A 19,117-nucleotide genomic window follows, 5' to 3' on the forward strand; every position below is an offset into this window, starting at 1 on the left:
ATCAGCGGGTTTTTATTTTGCTTGGAATATTACTTGTATAATCCGGACGGATCATACCGTTTTCGGTAATAATACCGGTGATTAATTTGGCCGGAGTGACATCGAAAGCAGGATTAAATGTCTGAATGCCTTCAGGGGCTATCCTTTTTCCCTGTATCGTGGTGATTTCGTCCCCATTCCTTTCTTCGATTGGAATCTGTTCACCCGAAGAAAGGCTGAGATCGAAAGTGCTGGAAGGAGCAGCAACATAAAAGGGGATCCCGAAGTGGCTGGCAAGAATAGCCAGACTGAGCGTACCGATTTTATTAGCGGTATCTCCGTTAGCGGCTATGCGGTCCGCACCGACAATAATGGCGTTTATCTTTTTTTCTTTTATTGTATGGGCGGCCATGCTGTCGGCAATCAAAGTAACATCCACTCCGGACTGCTGCAGTTCCCAGGCTGTCAAGCGGGCACCTTGGAAAACTGGTCTCGTTTCTGAAGCAAATACTTTGATAGGGAAATTACGCTCTTTTGCTAAATGAAAGGCTGCAAGGGCAGTTCCATAACGGGCTGTCGCAATACCGCCTGCATTGCAGTGAGTCAATACTCGGTCTCCTTCATTGAATAAGGATAACCCATATTCGCCGATTTTGCGGCAGATCTCTTCATCTTCCCGGAAAATATCCTGTGCTTCAGAAACTATGTTTTTTTGTGCTTCAGTCACTGTGCAGGCAGCCTGGAGCACGCGTTCAATCCGATTTAATGCCCAAAAGAGATTGACTGCAGTCGGTCTGGAAGATGCCAGCCTTTGAATATAGCCTAGTATTTTTTCTTTAAAAAGGGAGAAATCCTCAGTTTCTTCTTGTATCGCTCCGAGAGCGGCTCCATATGCAGCTGTAATGCCGATAGCAGGGGCCCCTCTGACTTTGAGGGTAACAATGCTGTCAAAAACATCTTCTACAGATTGGAGTTTAATAAATTCAGTTATATGCGGAAGGGCCTGCTGATTCAATATACTGATATGATCGCCCTTCCATTGGATTGAATACGGTAAAGCCGTTTGGATGGTCATCTATTTGGTCTCCTTATTAAACGCGGACGCTGTTTTTTTCTTCTGCTAAATCCTGCAATTCAGTAATGAATGTCTTAAAATCTAATTGTTTCCTTTTTTTGATTAGCAGGCTGCCGATAGTCAAGGCGTTTTCTTTAGCGGCAATTCTTTCCTTCTGATCTTCAATTTCCTCCAAGTCAGCTACGTGAGAAAGGCCGATGGTTCTTCGGATTAATTCGCAGCCTGCATAGCCGAAGGCATCTTCCTTGAACTTCTTTAAGATATAGTCAAGATAGCCGGCAGCCGTCCTGAATTCCTCATTGTTCTCAGTTTGCCAAAGGTCGCTGTATGTCTTCTCAAAAGCTGACCAAAATGTTTGAATATGCTTATAGATTTTTTCTTTTCCGTTTTTTCGGCTTATGGCTTGGAAAGTGAGGTTTCCGATGAAGAGACCAAGATCGAAGCCAACAGGGCCATAACAGACAAATTCCGGATCAATGACTTTAGATTCTGTTTCACTGGCAAAAACACTGCCTGTATGCAAATCACCGTGAAGCAGGGCCTCCTGCTCGCTGCTGAACTGTTTTTTTAATATTGCGACTTCTAGTTTCAGATTTTCATCATTCCAGATTGCCTGTGCGGCTTCTTCCAATCCGTTCTCGACGTCAGTTGGTGTATGCGAGAAGAATGGATCCGTAAATACATAGCTTTCTGTGATTTTACAAAGCTCTGGGTTTGTGAAAGTGCGGGATACTTCTTTTTTTACAGAAGGATCCAGGTAAAAGTCTGACGTATAGAAGCTGGTTCTTGCTGCATATTCGCCGACATGACGGGAGATCAGAGGATAATCCTGTCCTTCGATGAATCCTGCCCGGGCAATGGTTAAATGAGAAAGGTCCTCCATGACCGTAATCGCCAGCCGTTCATCCGAATAATATACTTTCGGAACATATTCCGGGCAATAGCTGCCAAAGTTAATCAATGCCTGTGCTTCCATGGACGCTCGTTTTAGCGTAAGCGGCCAGCTTTCTCCAACGACTTTTGCATAGGGCACAGCCTGCTTGATAATGATTCCTTTTCCAGAGTCAGGATCAGTTATATGAAATACATAATTCAAATTTCCGTCCCCAATTTCGGTACAGTGCAGTTGTGCGTTCTTATCTAAAAACTTGAATTTTTTTACTAAGGCGATCGCTGTTTCGTTTGTAAGTAATTCATAACTGGTCTCAATGCTCATTTGTGTTTTCCCCCTTATTTCCTGTTGAAATGAAGCATAAAAAGCCTCTTTCCAAAAGGAAAGAGGCTGAAGTGGAGGCTCCGGGCCTCTTATCTTTCAGAAAGGAATCTTTCTGCTGGAATTAGCACCGTGCCTTGCGGATTTACATCCGGCGGAATTCCGCCCCATTTCACAATGGTATTACGGTCGGTTGCTGGGCTTCATAGGGCCATACCCTCAGCCTGCTCTTGATAAGAGTGTGCAATATTAAGTTCTGATGAAGACCGTTTTACTTGCGGCCTGTGTCTCGAATTGAATAATAGCAATCTTTTAAATAGATTGTCAACACTTTTTTTGAAAGATAATTCTAAACTTTAATAAAATTCAGGGCGGCGGTCGGTGAATACAGGGATTCTGTTTCTAGCTTCAGAAACTTTATCCAGATCAATCGAGCCAGTAAGAATTTCCGTGTCATTTCCGGCTTCTGCAATAATTTCTCCCCATGGATCAATGATGATGGAATGGCCGGCAAAAACATTTGCCGGATCAGCCCCTGCTCGGTTGCAGGCAATGACGTATGCCTGATTTTCTATGGCTCTGCTGATCAAAAGGGCTCTCCAGTGAGCAAGCCGCGGTTCCGGCCATTCAGCAGTAACGAATAGGACTTCCGCTCCTTTGGATGTGTGGGCTCTGATCCATTCGGGAAAGCGGATATCATAACAAATGAATCCAGCACAAGACTTGTCATCAAGTGTGAATAAACCGTCACTTTCACCTGGGGTAAGATAATGATGCTCATCCATTAAGCGGAATAGATGCAGTTTATCGTATTCTTTTAGGACTTTACCGTCCCGATTAATAATCAAAAGAGTATTAAAGATGCCGCTTCCTGTCTTTTTGGCAACTGAACCGCCGATAAAATGGATTCTGTGTTTTTTGGCCATTTCCGTTAAAAAATGAATGGAGGCTGAAGCCTGTTCATCCGCGATTTCCTCAAGTCTTGTCAAATCATAGCCGGTCGTCCACAATTCGGGAAGCATGATAATATCAGGGTCTAATTCGGCCGCTTGTTCAATCATTTTTTCGGCCTCTGCGAAATTGTTCATGGGTGATCCGTATGCAATATCCATTTGCAGGCAGGAAATTTTCCAATTCATTATAAAACCTCCAGTGACTGAAATAATCCTTTACAGGAATAAGTTAAACATATATTATTTTGGATAATTATTTCAAGAAATTTCAGAGAAGGTGCACAAATGTTCAAATTTGAAAAATCAAATCTATTAAAAAAACTGCCAGAACAATTCTTCGCCAGTCTAGTCGGTAAGGTAAGCGCCATGGAGGCAACCGGCCACGATATCATCAATTTGGGGCAGGGAAATCCGGATCAGCCTACTCCAGAGCATATTGTCAGGGGCCTTCAGGAAGCAGCGGAAAATCCATTGAATCACAGATATTCTCCATTTCGCGGCCATAAATATTTTAAGGAAGCTGCGGCCCAATACTACAAGCGGGAATATGGAGTGGACATCGATCCCGCAACCGAAGTGGCCATTCTTTTTGGGGGGAAAGCAGGACTTGTTGAACTTCCGCAGTGCCTTCTGAATTCTGGAGATACTGTTCTGGTGCCGGATCCGGGTTACCCGGATTATCTGTCAGGTGTTGCGATAGCCGAAGCTGAGATGGAACTGATGCCTCTTTTGGAAGAAAATCAGTTTTTACCGCGCTACAGTCTTATTCCGAAAGAAACCGCAAAACGGGCAAAGATGATGTTCTTAAACTATCCAAATAATCCAACAGGAGCCAGTGCAACGAAAGAATTTTTTCAGGAGACAGTATCTTTTGCCAAGGAGCATTCTATCTGTGTTGTGCATGATTTTGCTTATGGCGCGATTGGCTTTGACGGAATGAAGCCTACTAGTTTTTTGGAAGCCGAAGGGGCAAAGGATGTAGGCGTAGAAGTGTATACTTTATCAAAAACATATAATATGGCAGGCTGGCGAGTAGGTTTCGCTGTAGGAAATAAAAGTGTAATTGAAGCAATCGAGCTGTATCAGGACCATATGTACGTCAGTTTGTTTCCGGCTGTACAGGAAGCAGCAACAGCTGCATTAACGGGCTCCCAGGAGTCTGTAGAACAGCTGAATAAAACATATGAATCAAGGAGAAATGCCTTAATCGGCGGGCTCAGAAAAATTGGCTGGGAAGTAACTGCACCGGCTGCTTCGTTCTTTGCGTGGCTTAAAGTGCCTGAAGGATTTACATCTGCTGCATTTTCTGATTACTTATTGCAAAACGCCCATGTCGCCGTTGCGGCTGGAAATGGTTTTGGAAAGCATGGAGAAGGATATGTCAGGGTCGGACTTCTGACTTCGGAAGAAAGGCTGAAGGAAGCCGTGGACCGCATCAGCAGACTGGGACTGTTCAAGAAACCGCAAAAATCCCTATAAGAGAAATGAAAGGTTATGAGAAATGCAGAGGCTCTCAGAGAAGAAAAATCTGCCGGACTGAAAAAGAAAATCAAAAAAAGATTGACGGGGAAAAAGTATTCTGTCAGAATGGTAAATAATTTAAAGGTTTGCTATTTTCAAAAATTACATATAACAGCATTTTCTTATAAAGAGCAGGTGGAGGGACTAGCCCGATGAAGCCCAGCAACCGACCGTAATACCATTGTGAAATGGGGCGGAATTCCGCCGGATGTAAATCCGTAAGGCACGGTGCTAATTCTAGCAGCCTAAGGCTGAAAGATAAGAAGATGGCGTTTAACGATGCCTCTTCTTGTTGAAGAGGCTTTTATTTTCTTCCAGGAAAGACATTCAAGGGGAGTGAACGATAGTGAGCGAAGTCATTGCAACTTATTTAATACATGATTCAAAAGGGGATCATCACAAGAAGGCGGAGGGCATTGCCCTTGGACTGACAGTCGGAACATGGACAGACCTGCCGCAGCTTGAGAAGGAGCAGCTTAAAAAGCATAAAGGGAGAGTGGTATCTGTCGAGTCTCTTCCGGAGAAAGGAGAAACAAGCAGATTCTTCAAGAAACGTACCTGCCGTTCTTTGATTAAAATTGCTTATCCTGCTGAAAACTTCTCATTCGATCTGCCGGCCATTCTTACCACCGTGTTCGGAAAACTTTCACTGGATGGTGAGATCAAATTAGTGGATTTGGATTTTTTAGGCGAGGTAAAAAAGTCTTTTCCTGGTCCGCGGTTCGGTATTGGGGGAATCAGGGAGAAGCTCGGGACTTACGACAGACCGCTTTTAATGAGCATTTTTAAAGGAGTGCTCGGCAAAGACCTGCGTTTCCATAATGAGCAGCTGAGGGAACAGGCTCTTGGCGGAGTCGATTTAGTTAAAGATGATGAAATTCTTTTTGATCAAGACTTGACGCCGTTTATGGAAAGGGTCCGGACCGGAAGAAAGATTTTGGACGATGTGTATGGGCAAACAGGCCATCGCACACTATATGCTGTTAATTTAACGGGTAAGACCTATGATTTAATGGATAAGGCAGAACAGGCGGCAGAAGCCGGAGCGGACGCTTTGCTGTTCAATGTTTTTTCTTACGGGCTGGATGTGCTTCAGGCGTTAAGGGAAAATGACCGGGTTCAACTGCCAATCATGGCGCATCCTGCCTACAGCGGAGCATTTACACAGTCGGAGTTCTATGGGCTGAGCCATTCCCTTCTTCTCGGCAAACTTGTAAGAATGACCGGAGCAGATTTCTCTTTATTCCCTTCTCCTTATGGAAATGTAGCCTTGAAGAGGGAAGCGGCTCTGGGAATTGCAAGAAACCTGACAGAAGAAGATCCAGATTGGAAACCGGCTTTTCCTGTCCCTTCTGCGGGAATTCATCCTGGGATGGTTCCGCAGCTGTACAGAGATTTCGGATTGGACAGTATCATTAACGCCGGCGGAGGTATCCACGGGCATCCAAACGGAGCTCAGGGAGGCGGAAGAGCATTCCGGGCGGCGCTTCAGGCAGCTGTTCAGCAGCAGCCACTTGAAGAGGCCGCAAGAAATAATCAAGACTTGGAGCGTGCGCTTCAAATATGGGGAGGTGCTCCTGCGGGGAAAGTATGAAACCAATCATCTTTTGTGATTTTGACGGAACCGTAACAGATTCAGATAATATCATTTCCATTATGAAACATTTCGGCCCGAAAGGCTGGGAAAAGTGGAAGGACCAGGTTCTTAACCAGGAAATCAGCATTTCCGAAGGGGTCGGCAATATGTTTGCCCTGCTTGAAAGTGAAAAAAAAGAAGAGATTATCCGCTATGTAAAAGAAACAGCGAAAATTCGTCCTGGTTTTACGGAAATGGTTCAATATGCCAAGGCGGAAACAATCCCATTTTTTATTGTGAGCGGGGGGATGGATTTCTTTATCGAGCCGCTTCTTCAAGAGATCATTTCACCAAAGTTCGTCTATTGCAACAAAGCTCATTTTGATCAGAACGATATAAGAATTGAATGGCCTTATACATGCGATGACTTATGCACGAATCATTGCGGATGCTGTAAACCATCGATTATGAGGAGCCTTTCAGAAAAAGATCATTTTAAGATTGTGATTGGCGATTCGGTTACCGATTTTGAGGCCGCTAAAAAGGCTGACTTGGTTATTGCTAGAGACCGCTTATTAGAAGAATGTATAAAACAGGGAATTACGCATTGTGAATTTACTGACTTCTTTGATGTTATTGAAATAGTGAAACAAAATTTGGAGGTAAAAGCCTGATGATCAATACAGTTGAATGGCGTGAGCTTGCTGAAATTAAAGAAGAGTTTGCCGTACGTGACTGGTTTATGGGAACAAGCGGGAACCTGTCAATCCGAAAGCCGGGAGCAGAGCAATTTCTGATAACGGCAAGCGGAAAGGATAAAAGGAAGCAAACGTCGGAGGACTTTATTCTCGTAGGCTTAGATGGAAGGCCGGCGGCAGCGACTGATTTGAAACCTTCTGCGGAAACTCTTCTGCATACCGAAGTATATCGTAAAACAGAAGCTAATTGCGTTCTTCACATCCATACGATAGAAAATAATGTCATTTCAGAGCTTTTTGCGGAAAGAGGCGAGGTTACGTTTAAGAACCATGAAATCATAAAAGCTACTGGACGCTGGGGCGAGAATGACCGCCTTAGTATACCGATTATTCAGAATCATGGGCATATTCCGGTGCTGGCTGAAGAATTTACGAAACATATCCAAGATCATTCAGGGGCCGTCCTGATTCGCAATCACGGAATAACCGTTTGGGGACGAAGCGGTCTTGAAGCTAAGCGTTATCTGGAAGCCTGTGAGTTTTTATTTCAATATCAGCTGATGCTCAATCAGCAAAAATCATTGGCAATGGCAGAGCTGACATTATAAAAAAGTTAATTATTAGAGGAGGAGTTTTTTATGGCAACAATCAGATTTCACGAAACAAATACAGTAATTGAAAAGGAAAAGGAAGTACGCGAGTTTTTAGAAAAGCAGGAAGTTATTTATGAGAAATGGGATATTTCAAAGCTCCCTGCCCACCTTGAAGGTAAATTTGTTTTAACAGATGAAGAAAAAGAGGAAATCCTTGCAGCTTATCAGACTGAAATTGCTGAAATTTCAGAGAGAAGAGGGTATAAAGCACATGATGTTATCACTCTTTCAGATGCAGCGCCAAACTTGGATGAACTGTTGACTAACTTTAAACAGGAGCATCACCATGAAGACGATGAAGTGAGATTCATCGCTGGAGGACACGGAATCTTCGCCATTCAGGGGGAAGAAGACGGATGGTTTGACGTCCGTCTTGATCCGGGTGATTTAATCAGCGTTCCTGAATCAACCCGTCATTATTTCACGCTGATGGAAGATCGCAGAGTTGTCGCGGTGCGCATTTTCGTGACACCTGCCGGATGGGTTCCAATCTATGAAAAAGAAACGACAGAAACTATCTAAGGAAAGAACGATGTACCTGTCTAAAAAAACTGCCAAGCCGGCAGTTTTTTTATTGGCGTCAATGCAGCCTGCAATGACAGGAAGGATAAGTCTAGAAAAAACCTTCCATATAACGTATATACAGCAATGAAAAGATTCTTCAGAAATGATACACTCTGTAGGGAATCTAAATTGTAAGACAGGGAGAAGAATGTAGATGAAAAGAACAGAAATATTTATCCTGGGCGGATTTCTTGGCAGCGGCAAAACGACCCTGCTGAGGAATATTTTAAAAGAAGAAAGTGAAGCCGGAAGGAAGGCTGCTGTTCTGCTGAATGAACTGGGAAGTATTTCAATTGATACGGCAATCCTTGATGAAAATGTACCGCTTAAAGAATTATTTGACGGCTGTATTTGCTGTACGATCCAAGATAAGCTGGAAGTCCAGCTTCACGACTTACTGATGAATAATGACCTTGATGTTATATATATTGAAACGACTGGAGCGGCTCATCCTGTCGAAGTACTGGACGCTATCTTGTCACCAGTTATTGCCGACAGGCTGGAATACAGAGGAATTATTACAGTTGTCGATTTGAACAGATGGAAGGATCGGGAATTACTTTCGCCGCAGCTGCGTCAGCTCTTGCTGGAACAAGTTCGGCATGCGGACTTTATAGTCATGAATAAAAAAGACCTTGTTACGGAGATGGAAGCGGCACAAATGGTCTATTCCATACAGTCTATTAATCCTAATGCTTTATGCCTTCTGACAGAGCAGGCCCGCATTTCTCTGTCTTCCTTCAGACAAAAAAATATCGGGGACAAGAAAGAAGGGGAGAGATTAACCATTCCGCATCTGCACCTTGAAGCACTTACCTATACATTTTCCAATTCGGTTTCAAAAGCAGCTTTTGAAAAGTGGCTGAGAAGCCTACCTGAAACGATTTATCGCATGAAAGGGTATATCGCTTTCACTAATTCACAATACCCTTCTTTATTTCAATACTCTTACGGGATGCCAATATATATGGAAGAAATGATTCGTATGCCTTTGAATTTGGTCATCATTGGTGAACAAATGAATATAGGGGAAATGAAATCCCAGTTGGAGAAGCTAGAAGAGCAATAAGAAGCGGTGGTTTGAAGAGGGATAGCAGAGGGAAAAGACTGTCATCAGTTCTTTTAGCTGATTACGAGTTAAAATCAAAAAGGGGGGTATTGTGATATGCCATGGGATAAGAATGATTATCCGGCTGCAATGAAAAACCTTGATAAGGATGTAAGGGAAAAAGCAATCGAGATTGCGAACGCTCTGCTGGAAGAAGGCTATGAGGACGGACGGGCTATTCCGATCGCAATTGATCGTGCAAAGATGGCGGAAGGTTGATATCTGTTCCACTATTTATTTCTAGGTGTGACAGAAACGGAAAATTTTTGAATTACAGGTAATAAACTGGGTGGAGGAACAGAACGAGGGAACGACTGAAGGCCAGAGCTGTTCCCCCTGCAAAATCTTTGGACCAGAAATCCATGCTTCATAAGCAATAAAAATATCCAATTTCCCATTGAGGAAACTGGATATTTTTATTTGTTTCTATTTCTTTTTAATGCTTAATTCATCTCACCAAACGCGACAAACGTTTTCTCGTCTTCGATTAATCCGCATGCGGCACACTGTACCTTCATTTGCGGTCCATTATAAGCCAAATGGAAAGGCTGTGTGTCTTCATTAGAATAACGCTCCATGATTTCCCCGGACTGCGGGTCTTTTTTTACTGGCGTCGAAACTTGTTCGATCAAATTAAATCGTGTTTTATTTGTTCGGCAGTTTGGACAGCGGTATACTTGAGTCAATACGGTCACTCCTTTTTATGATTAGGATGGCTAATTCATAAAAAAATATGCAGTGCATAGAAAGGATACATATGAACACAAACGATTATGCAATATTATTGAAGGCTTATGTAGAAATCTGGAATAATCGGACTCAGATAGAAACGGCAGAGCCTGAGGCTGTTCTTAAAGAGTTGATTTTGAGAGAGCTTTTAGATGAGAATACACATCCGAGAGCAAGAAGGACCATATATGAAAAGTTCTTTGTAAGCATCCAGAAAATTATGGCCTCCAACTTGGGTGAACAGGAAAAGAACGCCCTGACAGAGTTCTATATCGGACAGATGGAAGCAGCACGTCAAGGAAGGTGAGATTATCATAAGGAAGAGACTTCCATGTGGACTGGAATAGGATCAGCGAGAAAATACGCAGCTAGCCATCTATTTTTCTTTCTTTATCCGAAAAACCATACATGAAAAGGATCCTGTTATGAAAAAAATCCTATTAATCGCTTTTGTTTCTATAATTCTCGTATCAGCCTGTTCAAACGAAAAAGTGGAAGAGACACCTCAAATGCTCAATGTGCATTTGACGGTTAATCCGGAAAAGGCAAAACCAAATGAATCCATATCGTTTGAGGCGAAGGTGACATACGGAGCCGAAGAAGTACCAGATGCCGATGAAGTGTCATTCGAGATTTGGCGTGCGAACAGCAAGAACCATGAAACCATTGAAGCAAAACATCAAGAAAATGGAAGGTATACACTGAAGAAATCTTTTAAAGAAGAGGGAACCTATTATGTGTATGCCCATGTAACTGCGAGAAGCATGCACAATATGCCTAAGAAGGAATTTATCGTAGGGAAACCCAGTGAGCCGGAATCAGATGAAGGAGATTCCGCACCGGGAGCGGGAACAAACACTAATGAATGATCGAAAAGAAGGGTGATAGCAGCTGCTTTTACCCTTTTTTGTGTGCGCCCGGCATGGGTGCAGTCTATAGGGTGAGAGTCCCGAACCATGAAGGCAGTAGTAATGGTTAGCTTAACGCAAGGGTGTCTGTGGTGACGCAGAATCTGAAGGAAGCGAGCGGCAAACCTCCGGTCTGAGGAACACGAACTTCATATAAGGCTAGGTACCATTGGATGAGTTTGCACAACAAAACGAAGTCCTTACTGCCGAAGGTGGTACAGAGTAAATGAAGCAGATAGATGGAGGGAAAGACTGTACTCTTACCCGGGGAGGTCTGATTGGAACGCCAAGTTCCCTTGGTAACCTATCCAGCGATGGACAGCTGAACAATCAGAAGTCAGCCGAGGTCATAGTACCATTCCAACTCGAGATGGAATGGGAAGGACTGAACTATTAGGAAGAACGAGAACTAGGCATATAATTCCTGTATAGAAGCAGACAATCCGAAAGGACTTACTTGAAGGAGGAAGTGGTGAATTCCTCAGGGGACTTCATGAGGGTGGAGCAGGAATAACATAATTAGATTTCTACGTTCACGTCGAAAGGAAATATCACATGTTAATGGATCTGATTCTGTCACGGGAAAACTTAATAGAAGCACTTAAACGTGTGGAGAAGAACAAAGGGAGTCACGGCATAGATGGAATGTCCGTAAAATCCCTACGAAGACATCTCTATGAGAACTGGGAAACTCTTTGTGATTCATTAAGGGAAGGTACCTATCAACCTAACCCAGTCCGTCGAGTCGAAATCCCGAAACTGAACGGTGGAGTAAGATTACTAGGAATACCTACCGTGACAGACCGGTTCATTCAACAGGCTATCGCCCAAGTTCTAACCCCACTTCTTGACCCAACCTTCTCAGAACATAGTTATGGGTTTAGACCAAATAGAAGAGGTCATGATGCGGTTCGTAAAGCAAGGGAATATATAAGTGAAGGTTATAGATGGGTGATTGACATGGACTTGGAGAAATTCTTTGATAGAGTCAATCATGATAAGTTAATGGGGATATTAGCAAGTAGAATCCAAGACCGGCTGGTCTTGAAACTTATACGGAAATATCTCCAAGCAGGAATTATGATGAATGGTGTAGTCTATGATGCAGAAGAAGGAACACCACAAGGAGGTCCACTGAGCCCCCTTCTTTCGAATATCCTTTTGGATAAACTTGATAAAGAGTTAGAAAGGAGAGGTCACAAGTTTGTCCGCTACGCCGATGATTGTAATATTTACATGAAATCGAAGAAAGCTGGAGAACGAGTGATGAACTCAATTACATGCTTTATTGAGCAGAAATTAAAGCTCAAAGTAAATAGAGAAAAGTCAGCAGTTGATCGCCCGTGGAAACGAAAGTTTCTTGGCTTTAGCTTTACGGTCAATAAGAAACCGAAGGTTCGAATAGCCAATGAAAGTATTAAAAGGCTTAAGGCTAAAATACGGGAGTTAACCTCCCGTTCTAAACAAATTCCTATGGAAGTTAGAATCGAGAAACTAAATCAATATCTAACGGGATGGTGTGGATATTTTGCATTGGCTGATACACCAAGTAAATTTAAAGAATTTGATGAGTGGATTAGACGGAGACTCCGTATGCTTGAATGGAAACAATGGAAGAAACCGAGGACAAGAGTAAGAAAACTCAAAGGTCTAGGTGTCCCTGACCAAAAGGCATATGAATGGGGAAACTCCAGAAAGAAATATTGGAGAATAGCCTGTAGTCCAATCTTACACAAAACCCTCAATAACTTGTATTGGAGTCACCGAGGGTTGAAAAGTTTATATAATCGATATGAATTTCTGCGTCAAACTTAATGGAACCGCCGTATACCGAACGGTACGTACGGTGGTGTGAGAGGTCGGGGGTTAATCACCCCCTCCTACTCGATCAATNCCGGCATGGGTGCAGTCTATAGGGTGAGAGTCCCGAACCATGAAGGCAGTAGTAATGGTTAGCTTAACGCAAGGGTGTCTGTGGTGACGCAGAATCTGAAGGAAGCGAGCGGCAAACCTCCGGTCTGAGGAACACGAACTTCATATAAGGCTAGGTACCATTGGATGAGTTTGCACAACAAAACGAAGTCCTTACTGCCGAAGGTGGTACAGAGTAAATGAAGCAGATAGATGGAGGGAAAGACTGTACTCTTACCCGGGGAGGTCTGATTGGAACGCCAAGTTCCCTTGGTAACCTATCCAGCGATGGACAGCTGAACAATCAGAAGTCAGCCGAGGTCATAGTACCATTCCAACTCGAGATGGAATGGGAAGGACTGAACTATTAGGAAGAACGAGAACTAGGCATATAATTCCTGTATAGAAGCAGACAATCCGAAAGGACTTACTTGAAGGAGGAAGTGGTGAATTCCACAGGGGACTTCATGAGGGTGGAGCAGGAATAACATAATTAGATTTCTACGTTCACGTCGAAAGGAAATATCACATGTTAATGGATCTGATTCTGTCACGGGAAAACTTAATAGAAGCACTTAAACGTGTGGAGAAGAACAAAGGGAGTCACGGCATAGATGGAATGTCCGTAAAATCCCTACGAAGACATCTCTATGAGAACTGGGAAACTCTTTGTGATTCATTAAGGGAAGGTACCTATCAACCTAACCCAGTCCGTCGAGTCGAAATCCCGAAACCGAACGGTGGAGTAAGATTACTAGGAATACCTACCGTGACAGACCGGTTCATTCAACAGGCTATCGCCCAAGTTCTAACCCCACTTCTTGACCCAACCTTCTCAGAACATAGTTATGGGTTTAGACCAAATAGAAGAGGTCATGATGCGGTTCGTAAAGCAAGGGAATATATAAGTGAAGGTTATAGATGGGTGATTGACATGGACTTGGAGAAATTCTTTGATAGAGTCAATCATGATAAGTTAATGGGGATATTAGCAAGTAGAATCCAAGACCGGCTGGTCTTGAAACTTATACGGAAATATCTCCAAGCAGGAATTATGATGAATGGTGTAGTCTATGATGCAGAAGAAGGAACACCACAAGGAGGTCCACTGAGCCCCCTTCTTTCGAATATCCTTTTGGATAAACTTGATAAAGAGTTAGAAAGGAGAGGTCACAAGTTTGTCCGCTACGCCGATGATTGTAATATTTACATGAAATCGAAGAAAGCTGGAGAACGAGTGATGAACTCAATTACATGCTTTATTGAGCAGAAATTAAAGCTCAAAGTAAATAGAGAAAAGTCAGCAGTTGATCGCCCGTGGAAACGAAAGTTTCTTGGCTTTAGCTTTACGGTCAATAAGAAACCGAAGGTTCGAATAGCCAATGAAAGTATTAAAAGGCTTAAGGCTAAAATACGGGAGTTAACCTCCCGTTCTAAACAAATTCCTATGGAAGTTAGAATCGAGAAACTAAATCAATATCTAACGGGATGGTGTGGATATTTTGCATTGGCTGATACACCAAGTAAATTTAAAGAATTTGATGAGTGGATTAGACGGAGACTCCGTATGCTTGAATGGAAACAATGGAAGAAACCGAGGACAAGAGTAAGAAAACTCAAAGGTCTAGGTGTCCCTGACCAAAAGGCATATGAATGGGGAAACTCCAGAAAGAAATATTGGAGAATAGCCTGTAGTCCAATCTTACACAAAACCCTCAATAACTTGTATTGGAGTCACCGAGGGTTGAAAAGTTTATATAATCGATATGAATTTCTGCGTCAAACTTAATGGAACCGCCGTATACCGAACGGTACGTACGGTGGTGTGAGAGGTCGGGGGTTAATCACCCCCTCCTACTCGATTGTAACAAAATTGTAAAAAAAGTTACATAGAAACAGAGTGAAAAAATTGTCAAGACTATGAAATTAGTAGGTCAATGGAAACAGTTATAGGAAACTTCCATTGACTGGTGCAGTCTGGATAAATCGCCTGTTCATTCCATTAATAAAAACTATTGAAAATCCCGGTTTTTCAGGCTTTCCGGATTCTTGAACAAGCGGATAAGGCCTGTTCAAGCCCTGCTGGTAATTGATGGTGTCTTTATTACAAAAAAAGCGTGATATGATGATTCCAGAAGCAAGACAACAAGATTACTAGGAGGACAAACATGAATAAGAAAAAAATCATTTTCTCAGCAGCAGCGGCTGCAGCAATTCTATTTTCAGGAGCAGGCGTTCAGCAAGCGGATGCAGCTCAAGTAAAATATCAAGTTAATAAAAAGGTTATTGTAAAGAATGTACATAACCAACAGCAATTGGAAGATCTTTTAAAACAAATCCAGCAAAAATATAATGTAACATTGCCTGCTGCTCAACTAAAGCAAAATTGCGGGTTAATCCAAATCCCAACAACTGCCGGACAAGCTCCTAAACAGCAAGAACAAGCAAAGCAAACTCAACAGGCTGCACCAGCTGAATCAGCAAAGCCTTCATCTAATCAGACAGCTCCTAAAGAATCAGCAAAAGAAGAAACTGCGAAAAAACCAGCAGCTGCTGAAGCTAATTCAGAAGTAAGCGCGTTTGAAAAAGAAGTAGTTGAACTGACAAATAAAGAACGTGCGAAACAAGGTCTTTCTCCATTAACATTAGATAATGAACTGAGCAAAGTGGCACGCACTAAATCACAAGATATGAAAAACAAAAACTATTTCGATCACACAAGCCCAACTTACGGTTCACCTTTCGATATGATGAAATCTTTCGGAATCAGCTATAAATCAGCAGGCGAAAATATCGCTATGGGTCAAAAGACTCCTGAAGAAGTAGTCGAAGCATGGATGAATAGCCAAGGGCACCGTGAAAATATTATGAATTCCAGCTTTACACATATTGGTGTAGGATATGTGGAGTCTGGTAACTACTGGACACAAATGTTCATTGGTAAATAAGAACAGCCATACAGGATGCCTCCTTTTCAGGGGGCATTCTTTTTTTTGTTAAAATTCCGGCACATCAACTTCTGAAAAGGACTGATCAGCATTTTTCAGCAGCCTGATTTCCAAAATGCCTGATTTATACTGAGCATATGCACCTTTTTTTCGAACAAGGGAAGGGAGAGTAATCGTATGCTGATCACCGCTTTCCGGTATCCCTTCAATGATTGTTTGATTAGATGTGTGGTAAATCTTTGCTTGTTTTAATAAAGACTCATCTTCCATAGGAATACGGATGAAGACGTAAGAAAGCGTCTCAAGCACCTCAGCTTGAAGTGAAGTTTGAGGATTCTGCTGTTGGCGGGTTTCTTGATTTCCTTGATTCATCATGGATTGAACACTGTCTGGCATGACTTGTGAAAATAGTTGTTCCATAAAGGTCTTAACTTCGCTTTGATCCATATTTTTCAAAAAATCTTTTTGGTTTTTAGGTAAAGAAAAAATTGAACTCCAAGGAAACATCTGCATTCCTCTTTCCTTAAAATAAATTATTCAATCATATTCTATGCTGACGAATGCCCAGGCGTTCTTCTGGCAATTTGTAAACGATTATAAAAAAGAGGATCAGAATGTGTCATTCTGATCCTCTTTAATTCGTGCTGCTTTTTACATAGCGCCAGACTGCTGTTTTTGCATGCGTTTTTGAATGTAAATGAGTCTTAATCCGAGGGTCAAGGCCCCGATCGCCAAGCCAAGTATCAGACCGAGCCAGTAACCATATGGTCCCCAATCGGTATAGTTTGCAAAATAGTAGCCGCTTGGAAGCCCAATGATCCAATAGGAAATGAGTGACATATAGAAGGTTACATTCACATCTTTGTAGCCCCGCAGGATGCCTTGAATCGGTGCCTGAATGGCATCGGAGACCTGGAAAAAGATTGCATATAATAGAAAATGCCTGGACATCGCAATCACTAGGGAATCCTTCGTATATAGTCCTGCAATTCCATCGCGGCAGAAGAAAAGGATAGCTGCGCTTAGAATGGCCGCTGCCACTGCAAGACCAATTCCGATAAGACCGTATTGCTTTGCATCTTTTAGACGCCGTGCCCCTGTCTCAAAGCTTACAATTATGGTCAATGCCATGGCTGTGCTGAGAGGCATCATGTACAGCAATGATGCGAAATTCAAAGCAATTTGATGCGAAGCGATCGTGACTGTATCATAATTGCTCATCAAGAGCGTGACCGCTGAAAAAATACTGGTCTCAAAGAAAATCGATAAGCCAATCGGTACACCAATGGCCAAAATAGCTTTCCATTCTTTAAAAGAAACGCGGAAGAATGTATGGAAAACCCTGTATTGATGGAATGGATTCACCTTTTTGACAATAAAAAAGGCCACTGCTGCAATAATCCAGTAGGTAATAGCCGTAGCATAACCTGCACCTGCTCCTCCAAGCTCAGGAAAACCGAACTTTCCAAAAATCAGCAGATAATTTAGCACAATATTCACCGGAAGTGCCAGTAAAGTGATAATCATTGATATTTTCGTTTGGCCAAGCGCATCGATGAATGACCGAAGTGCATTGTAGATGAATAATGGCACAATCCCGATTGCCAGTCCTATCAAATAATCGAAGGCAACTTCCCGAACAGGCTGTTCCAGTCCCATTGAGTTCAGAAGCGGATTTAATACGAAGGATCCGATTAAGAGAAGGACAAGGGCCAAGAAAGTGGATAAATAAACAGCCTGTATAACTGAAAACGAAACATTCTTTCCTTTTCCGGCTCCGATCAGCTGTGAAACAATAGGCGTAAGACCAATCAGGATTCCGCTTAATCCGGTGTATACCGGGGTCCAAAGCGAACTTCCAATGGAAACGCCTGCTACATCCTCAGTACTGTACTGCCCCGACATCATCACATCAAAAAATGTCATCAGATATAAGCCAACCTGAGTGATTAGAATAGGGAAGAGAATGGATGCCAGCTGACTGGCTTTTCCTTGTAAAGTCGTTGTCTTTTTCATAGATAAACCTCATTTAGAAAAATTTTCGCAATGATGGGATTATATCATATCTTTGACATATTTATAGGTTTTTAATTTCTGAAGTGATCATATATGGTATGATGAGTGGTAAGTTATTTTTAGTTTGGAAGGTGAGTATTTTGTCAAAGAAAATCGTGTTTACCGGCGGCGGCTCAGCAGGGCATGTCTCCGTCAATACGGCCATTATTCCTGAATTTCAAAAGAATAATTGGGAAATAACCTATATCGGCTCAAAAAATGGTATTGAAAAAGATATTATTGAGACAGAGTTCCCTGATATTAGTTATCAGACGGTAACGGTCGGTAAACTGCGCCGTTATTTATCCAAAGAAAATATAAAAGATCCATTTAAAGTCATAAAAGGAATTTTTGATGCAAGAAAGATTTTAAAGAAAACGAAACCTGATTTCATTTTCTCTAAAGGCGGTTTCGTGTCTGTTCCGGTTGTTATAGCAGGAAAGATGCTTCGTATTCCGATTGTCATCCATGAATCAGACTACACGCCAGGACTGGCGAATAAGATTGCAATGCCGATGGCCACCAAAATATTAACGACATTTAAGGAATCAGCAGCACAGCTTCCCAAAGAGAAGGCAATGTATATCGGTGCCGTTCTGAGAGAAGGGATTTTCAAAGGTGATGCGAAAAAAGGGAGAGAATTTTGTGGATTCGACCTTAGCCGCCCTGTTCTCTTAGTAATGGGAGGAAGTCTTGGAGCTGTTAGAATCAATCATTTAATCACCGATAATTTGCCGGCACTGTTAAAAGAGTATCAAATCATTCATATATGCGGAAAAGGAAATGTAAACGAAGACCTTAAAATGCCTGGTTATGCGGCGTTTGAATTCGTGCATGAAGAACTGTTTGACATGCTTGCGGCAGCAGATGCGGTTGTATCCCGTGCCGGATCGAATTCAATATTCGAATTTTTGGGACTTCAAAAACCCATGCTTCTCATTCCATTGGGAGCCAAGGCATCAAGGGGCGACCAAATCCTGAATGCCAAAAGTTTCGAAAAACAGGGATTTTGCAAGGTCATGGATGAAGAGGGCGGCTTGCCTTTTGATGAATTCAGCCGCAATGTAAAAGAGCTGATTGAAAAGAAGGCTGTTTATCAGGAAAGAATGCGAGAGGAAAAAGCTTTCAAGACAGCAAATGAGATGTATAAACTGCTTGTCAGCTTAGGCAAGAAAAGATAGCATGATTTTTCTCTTCTATACATACAAGTATAGAGGAGGAGGATG

The 19,117-nt window shown here is 42.4% G+C and carries 20 protein-coding genes, 1 pseudogene and 2 riboswitches; of the genes and pseudogenes, 15 read left to right on the plus strand and 6 right to left on the minus strand.

Going from position 1 to position 19,117, the window contains the following annotated elements; translation table 11 throughout:
- Position 1: 1 nt before the first annotated feature.
- From mtnA to BQ4305_RS10980, 3 genes are all read right to left on the minus strand, one after another.
- Complete coding sequence (gene mtnA / locus BQ4305_RS10970; RefSeq protein ID WP_110927817.1) at positions 2-1,054, minus strand: S-methyl-5-thioribose-1-phosphate isomerase; 1,053 nt, start codon at positions 1,052-1,054, stop codon at positions 2-4.
- Between the two features lie 16 nt (positions 1,055-1,070).
- On the minus strand, positions 1,071-2,270 hold the full coding sequence (gene mtnK, locus BQ4305_RS10975; protein WP_110927818.1) for an S-methyl-5-thioribose kinase: 1,200 nt from the start codon (positions 2,268-2,270) through the stop codon (positions 1,071-1,073).
- A gap of 86 nt (positions 2,271-2,356) precedes the next feature.
- A riboswitch (SAM riboswitch) is annotated at positions 2,357-2,507 on the minus strand.
- 116 nt (positions 2,508-2,623) lie between these two features.
- Positions 2,624-3,406 carry a carbon-nitrogen family hydrolase gene (locus BQ4305_RS10980; protein ID WP_110927819.1) on the minus strand — a complete coding sequence of 261 codons (783 nt, stop codon included), beginning with the start codon at positions 3,404-3,406 and terminating at the stop codon, positions 2,624-2,626.
- Positions 3,407-3,505: 99 nt separating this feature from the next.
- On the opposite strand from BQ4305_RS10980, the gene BQ4305_RS10985 reads away from it, so the two are divergent.
- The 7 genes and pseudogenes from BQ4305_RS10985 to BQ4305_RS21460 all read left to right on the plus strand — a co-directional run.
- Positions 3,506-4,699 (plus strand): pyridoxal phosphate-dependent aminotransferase, encoded by a 1,194-nt coding sequence (locus BQ4305_RS10985; RefSeq protein ID WP_110927820.1) that lies wholly within the window; start codon positions 3,506-3,508, stop codon positions 4,697-4,699.
- A gap of 161 nt (positions 4,700-4,860) precedes the next feature.
- Positions 4,861-5,006: riboswitch (SAM riboswitch) on the plus strand.
- 81 nt (positions 5,007-5,087) lie between these two features.
- Positions 5,088-6,335: a 2,3-diketo-5-methylthiopentyl-1-phosphate enolase gene (mtnW, locus tag BQ4305_RS10990; protein WP_110927821.1), complete on the plus strand. Its 1,248-nt coding sequence runs from the start codon at positions 5,088-5,090 to the stop codon at positions 6,333-6,335.
- Positions 6,332-6,991, plus strand: coding sequence for a 2-hydroxy-3-keto-5-methylthiopentenyl-1-phosphate phosphatase (locus BQ4305_RS10995; RefSeq protein WP_110927822.1), 660 nt, complete (start codon positions 6,332-6,334; stop codon positions 6,989-6,991). The genes mtnW and BQ4305_RS10995 overlap by 4 nt, the downstream gene beginning before the upstream one ends.
- Positions 6,991-7,623, plus strand: a complete 633-nt coding sequence (locus BQ4305_RS11000) for a methylthioribulose 1-phosphate dehydratase (protein ID WP_407640151.1) — start codon at positions 6,991-6,993, stop codon at positions 7,621-7,623. The genes BQ4305_RS10995 and BQ4305_RS11000 overlap by 1 nt, the downstream gene beginning before the upstream one ends.
- A 30-nt stretch (positions 7,624-7,653) precedes the next feature.
- Positions 7,654-8,190, plus strand: a complete 537-nt coding sequence (locus tag BQ4305_RS11005; RefSeq protein WP_110927823.1) for a cupin domain-containing protein — start codon at positions 7,654-7,656, stop codon at positions 8,188-8,190.
- Between the two features lie 196 nt (positions 8,191-8,386).
- Positions 8,387-9,301, plus strand: coding sequence for a CobW family GTP-binding protein (locus tag BQ4305_RS11010; protein WP_110927824.1), 915 nt, complete (start codon positions 8,387-8,389; stop codon positions 9,299-9,301).
- 96 nt (positions 9,302-9,397) lie between these two features.
- A pseudogene (locus tag BQ4305_RS21460) lies at positions 9,398-9,544 on the plus strand (DUF2188 domain-containing protein); the annotation flags it as partial.
- Between the two features lie 239 nt (positions 9,545-9,783).
- On the opposite strand, the gene BQ4305_RS11015 reads toward BQ4305_RS21460, so the two are convergent.
- Complete coding sequence (locus tag BQ4305_RS11015; protein WP_110927825.1) at positions 9,784-10,026, minus strand: DNA alkylation repair protein; 243 nt, start codon at positions 10,024-10,026, stop codon at positions 9,784-9,786.
- Positions 10,027-10,097: 71 nt separating this feature from the next.
- Between BQ4305_RS11015 and BQ4305_RS11020 the strand changes: the two genes are divergently transcribed.
- The 7 genes from BQ4305_RS11020 to BQ4305_RS11050 all read left to right on the plus strand — a co-directional run bounded on the left by BQ4305_RS11020 (position 10,098) and on the right by BQ4305_RS11050 (position 15,836).
- On the plus strand, positions 10,098-10,376 hold the full coding sequence (locus tag BQ4305_RS11020; RefSeq protein WP_110927826.1) for a hypothetical protein: 279 nt from the start codon (positions 10,098-10,100) through the stop codon (positions 10,374-10,376).
- A 118-nt stretch (positions 10,377-10,494) separates the two neighbouring features.
- Positions 10,495-10,938 (plus strand): FixH family protein, encoded by a 444-nt coding sequence (locus tag BQ4305_RS11025; protein ID WP_110927827.1) that lies wholly within the window; start codon positions 10,495-10,497, stop codon positions 10,936-10,938.
- A 265-nt stretch (positions 10,939-11,203) separates the two neighbouring features.
- A complete protein-coding gene (locus BQ4305_RS21465) occupies positions 11,204-11,374 on the plus strand; it encodes a hypothetical protein (protein ID WP_199880500.1) in 171 nt (56 codons plus the stop codon).
- A gap of 158 nt (positions 11,375-11,532) precedes the next feature.
- The gene (gene ltrA / locus BQ4305_RS11035; protein ID WP_110927828.1) at positions 11,533-12,792 is read left to right on the plus strand and encodes a group II intron reverse transcriptase/maturase; all 1,260 of its coding nucleotides are present in this window, start codon (positions 11,533-11,535) and stop codon (positions 12,790-12,792) included.
- Positions 12,793-13,088: 296 nt separating this feature from the next.
- Complete coding sequence (locus tag BQ4305_RS21470) at positions 13,089-13,259, plus strand: hypothetical protein (protein ID WP_199880500.1); 171 nt, start codon at positions 13,089-13,091, stop codon at positions 13,257-13,259.
- Between the two features lie 158 nt (positions 13,260-13,417).
- Positions 13,418-14,677, plus strand: a complete 1,260-nt coding sequence (ltrA, locus tag BQ4305_RS11045; RefSeq protein ID WP_110926455.1) for a group II intron reverse transcriptase/maturase — start codon at positions 13,418-13,420, stop codon at positions 14,675-14,677.
- 379 nt (positions 14,678-15,056) lie between these two features.
- Positions 15,057-15,836: a CAP domain-containing protein gene (locus BQ4305_RS11050; RefSeq protein WP_110927829.1), complete on the plus strand. Its 780-nt coding sequence runs from the start codon at positions 15,057-15,059 to the stop codon at positions 15,834-15,836.
- A 48-nt stretch (positions 15,837-15,884) separates the two neighbouring features.
- On the opposite strand, the gene BQ4305_RS11055 is transcribed toward BQ4305_RS11050, so the two are convergent.
- Positions 15,885-16,256, minus strand: a complete 372-nt coding sequence (locus tag BQ4305_RS11055; RefSeq protein WP_199880649.1) for an Hsp20/alpha crystallin family protein — start codon at positions 16,254-16,256, stop codon at positions 15,885-15,887.
- Between the two features lie 231 nt (positions 16,257-16,487).
- Entirely contained in the window at positions 16,488-17,852 is a 1,365-nt protein-coding gene (locus tag BQ4305_RS11060) for an MATE family efflux transporter (protein ID WP_110927831.1), read from the minus strand.
- Between the two features lie 131 nt (positions 17,853-17,983).
- Here BQ4305_RS11060 and BQ4305_RS11065 point away from each other — a divergent pair, with 131 nt between their 5' ends.
- On the plus strand, positions 17,984-19,072 hold the full coding sequence (locus BQ4305_RS11065) for an undecaprenyldiphospho-muramoylpentapeptide beta-N-acetylglucosaminyltransferase (RefSeq protein WP_234396941.1): 1,089 nt from the start codon (positions 17,984-17,986) through the stop codon (positions 19,070-19,072).
- Positions 19,073-19,117 lie beyond the last annotated feature (45 nt).

It is taken from the genome of Bacillus massiliglaciei, assembly GCF_900098925.1.
Taxonomy (GTDB): Bacteria; Bacillota; Bacilli; order Bacillales; family DSM-1321; genus Peribacillus; species Peribacillus massiliglaciei.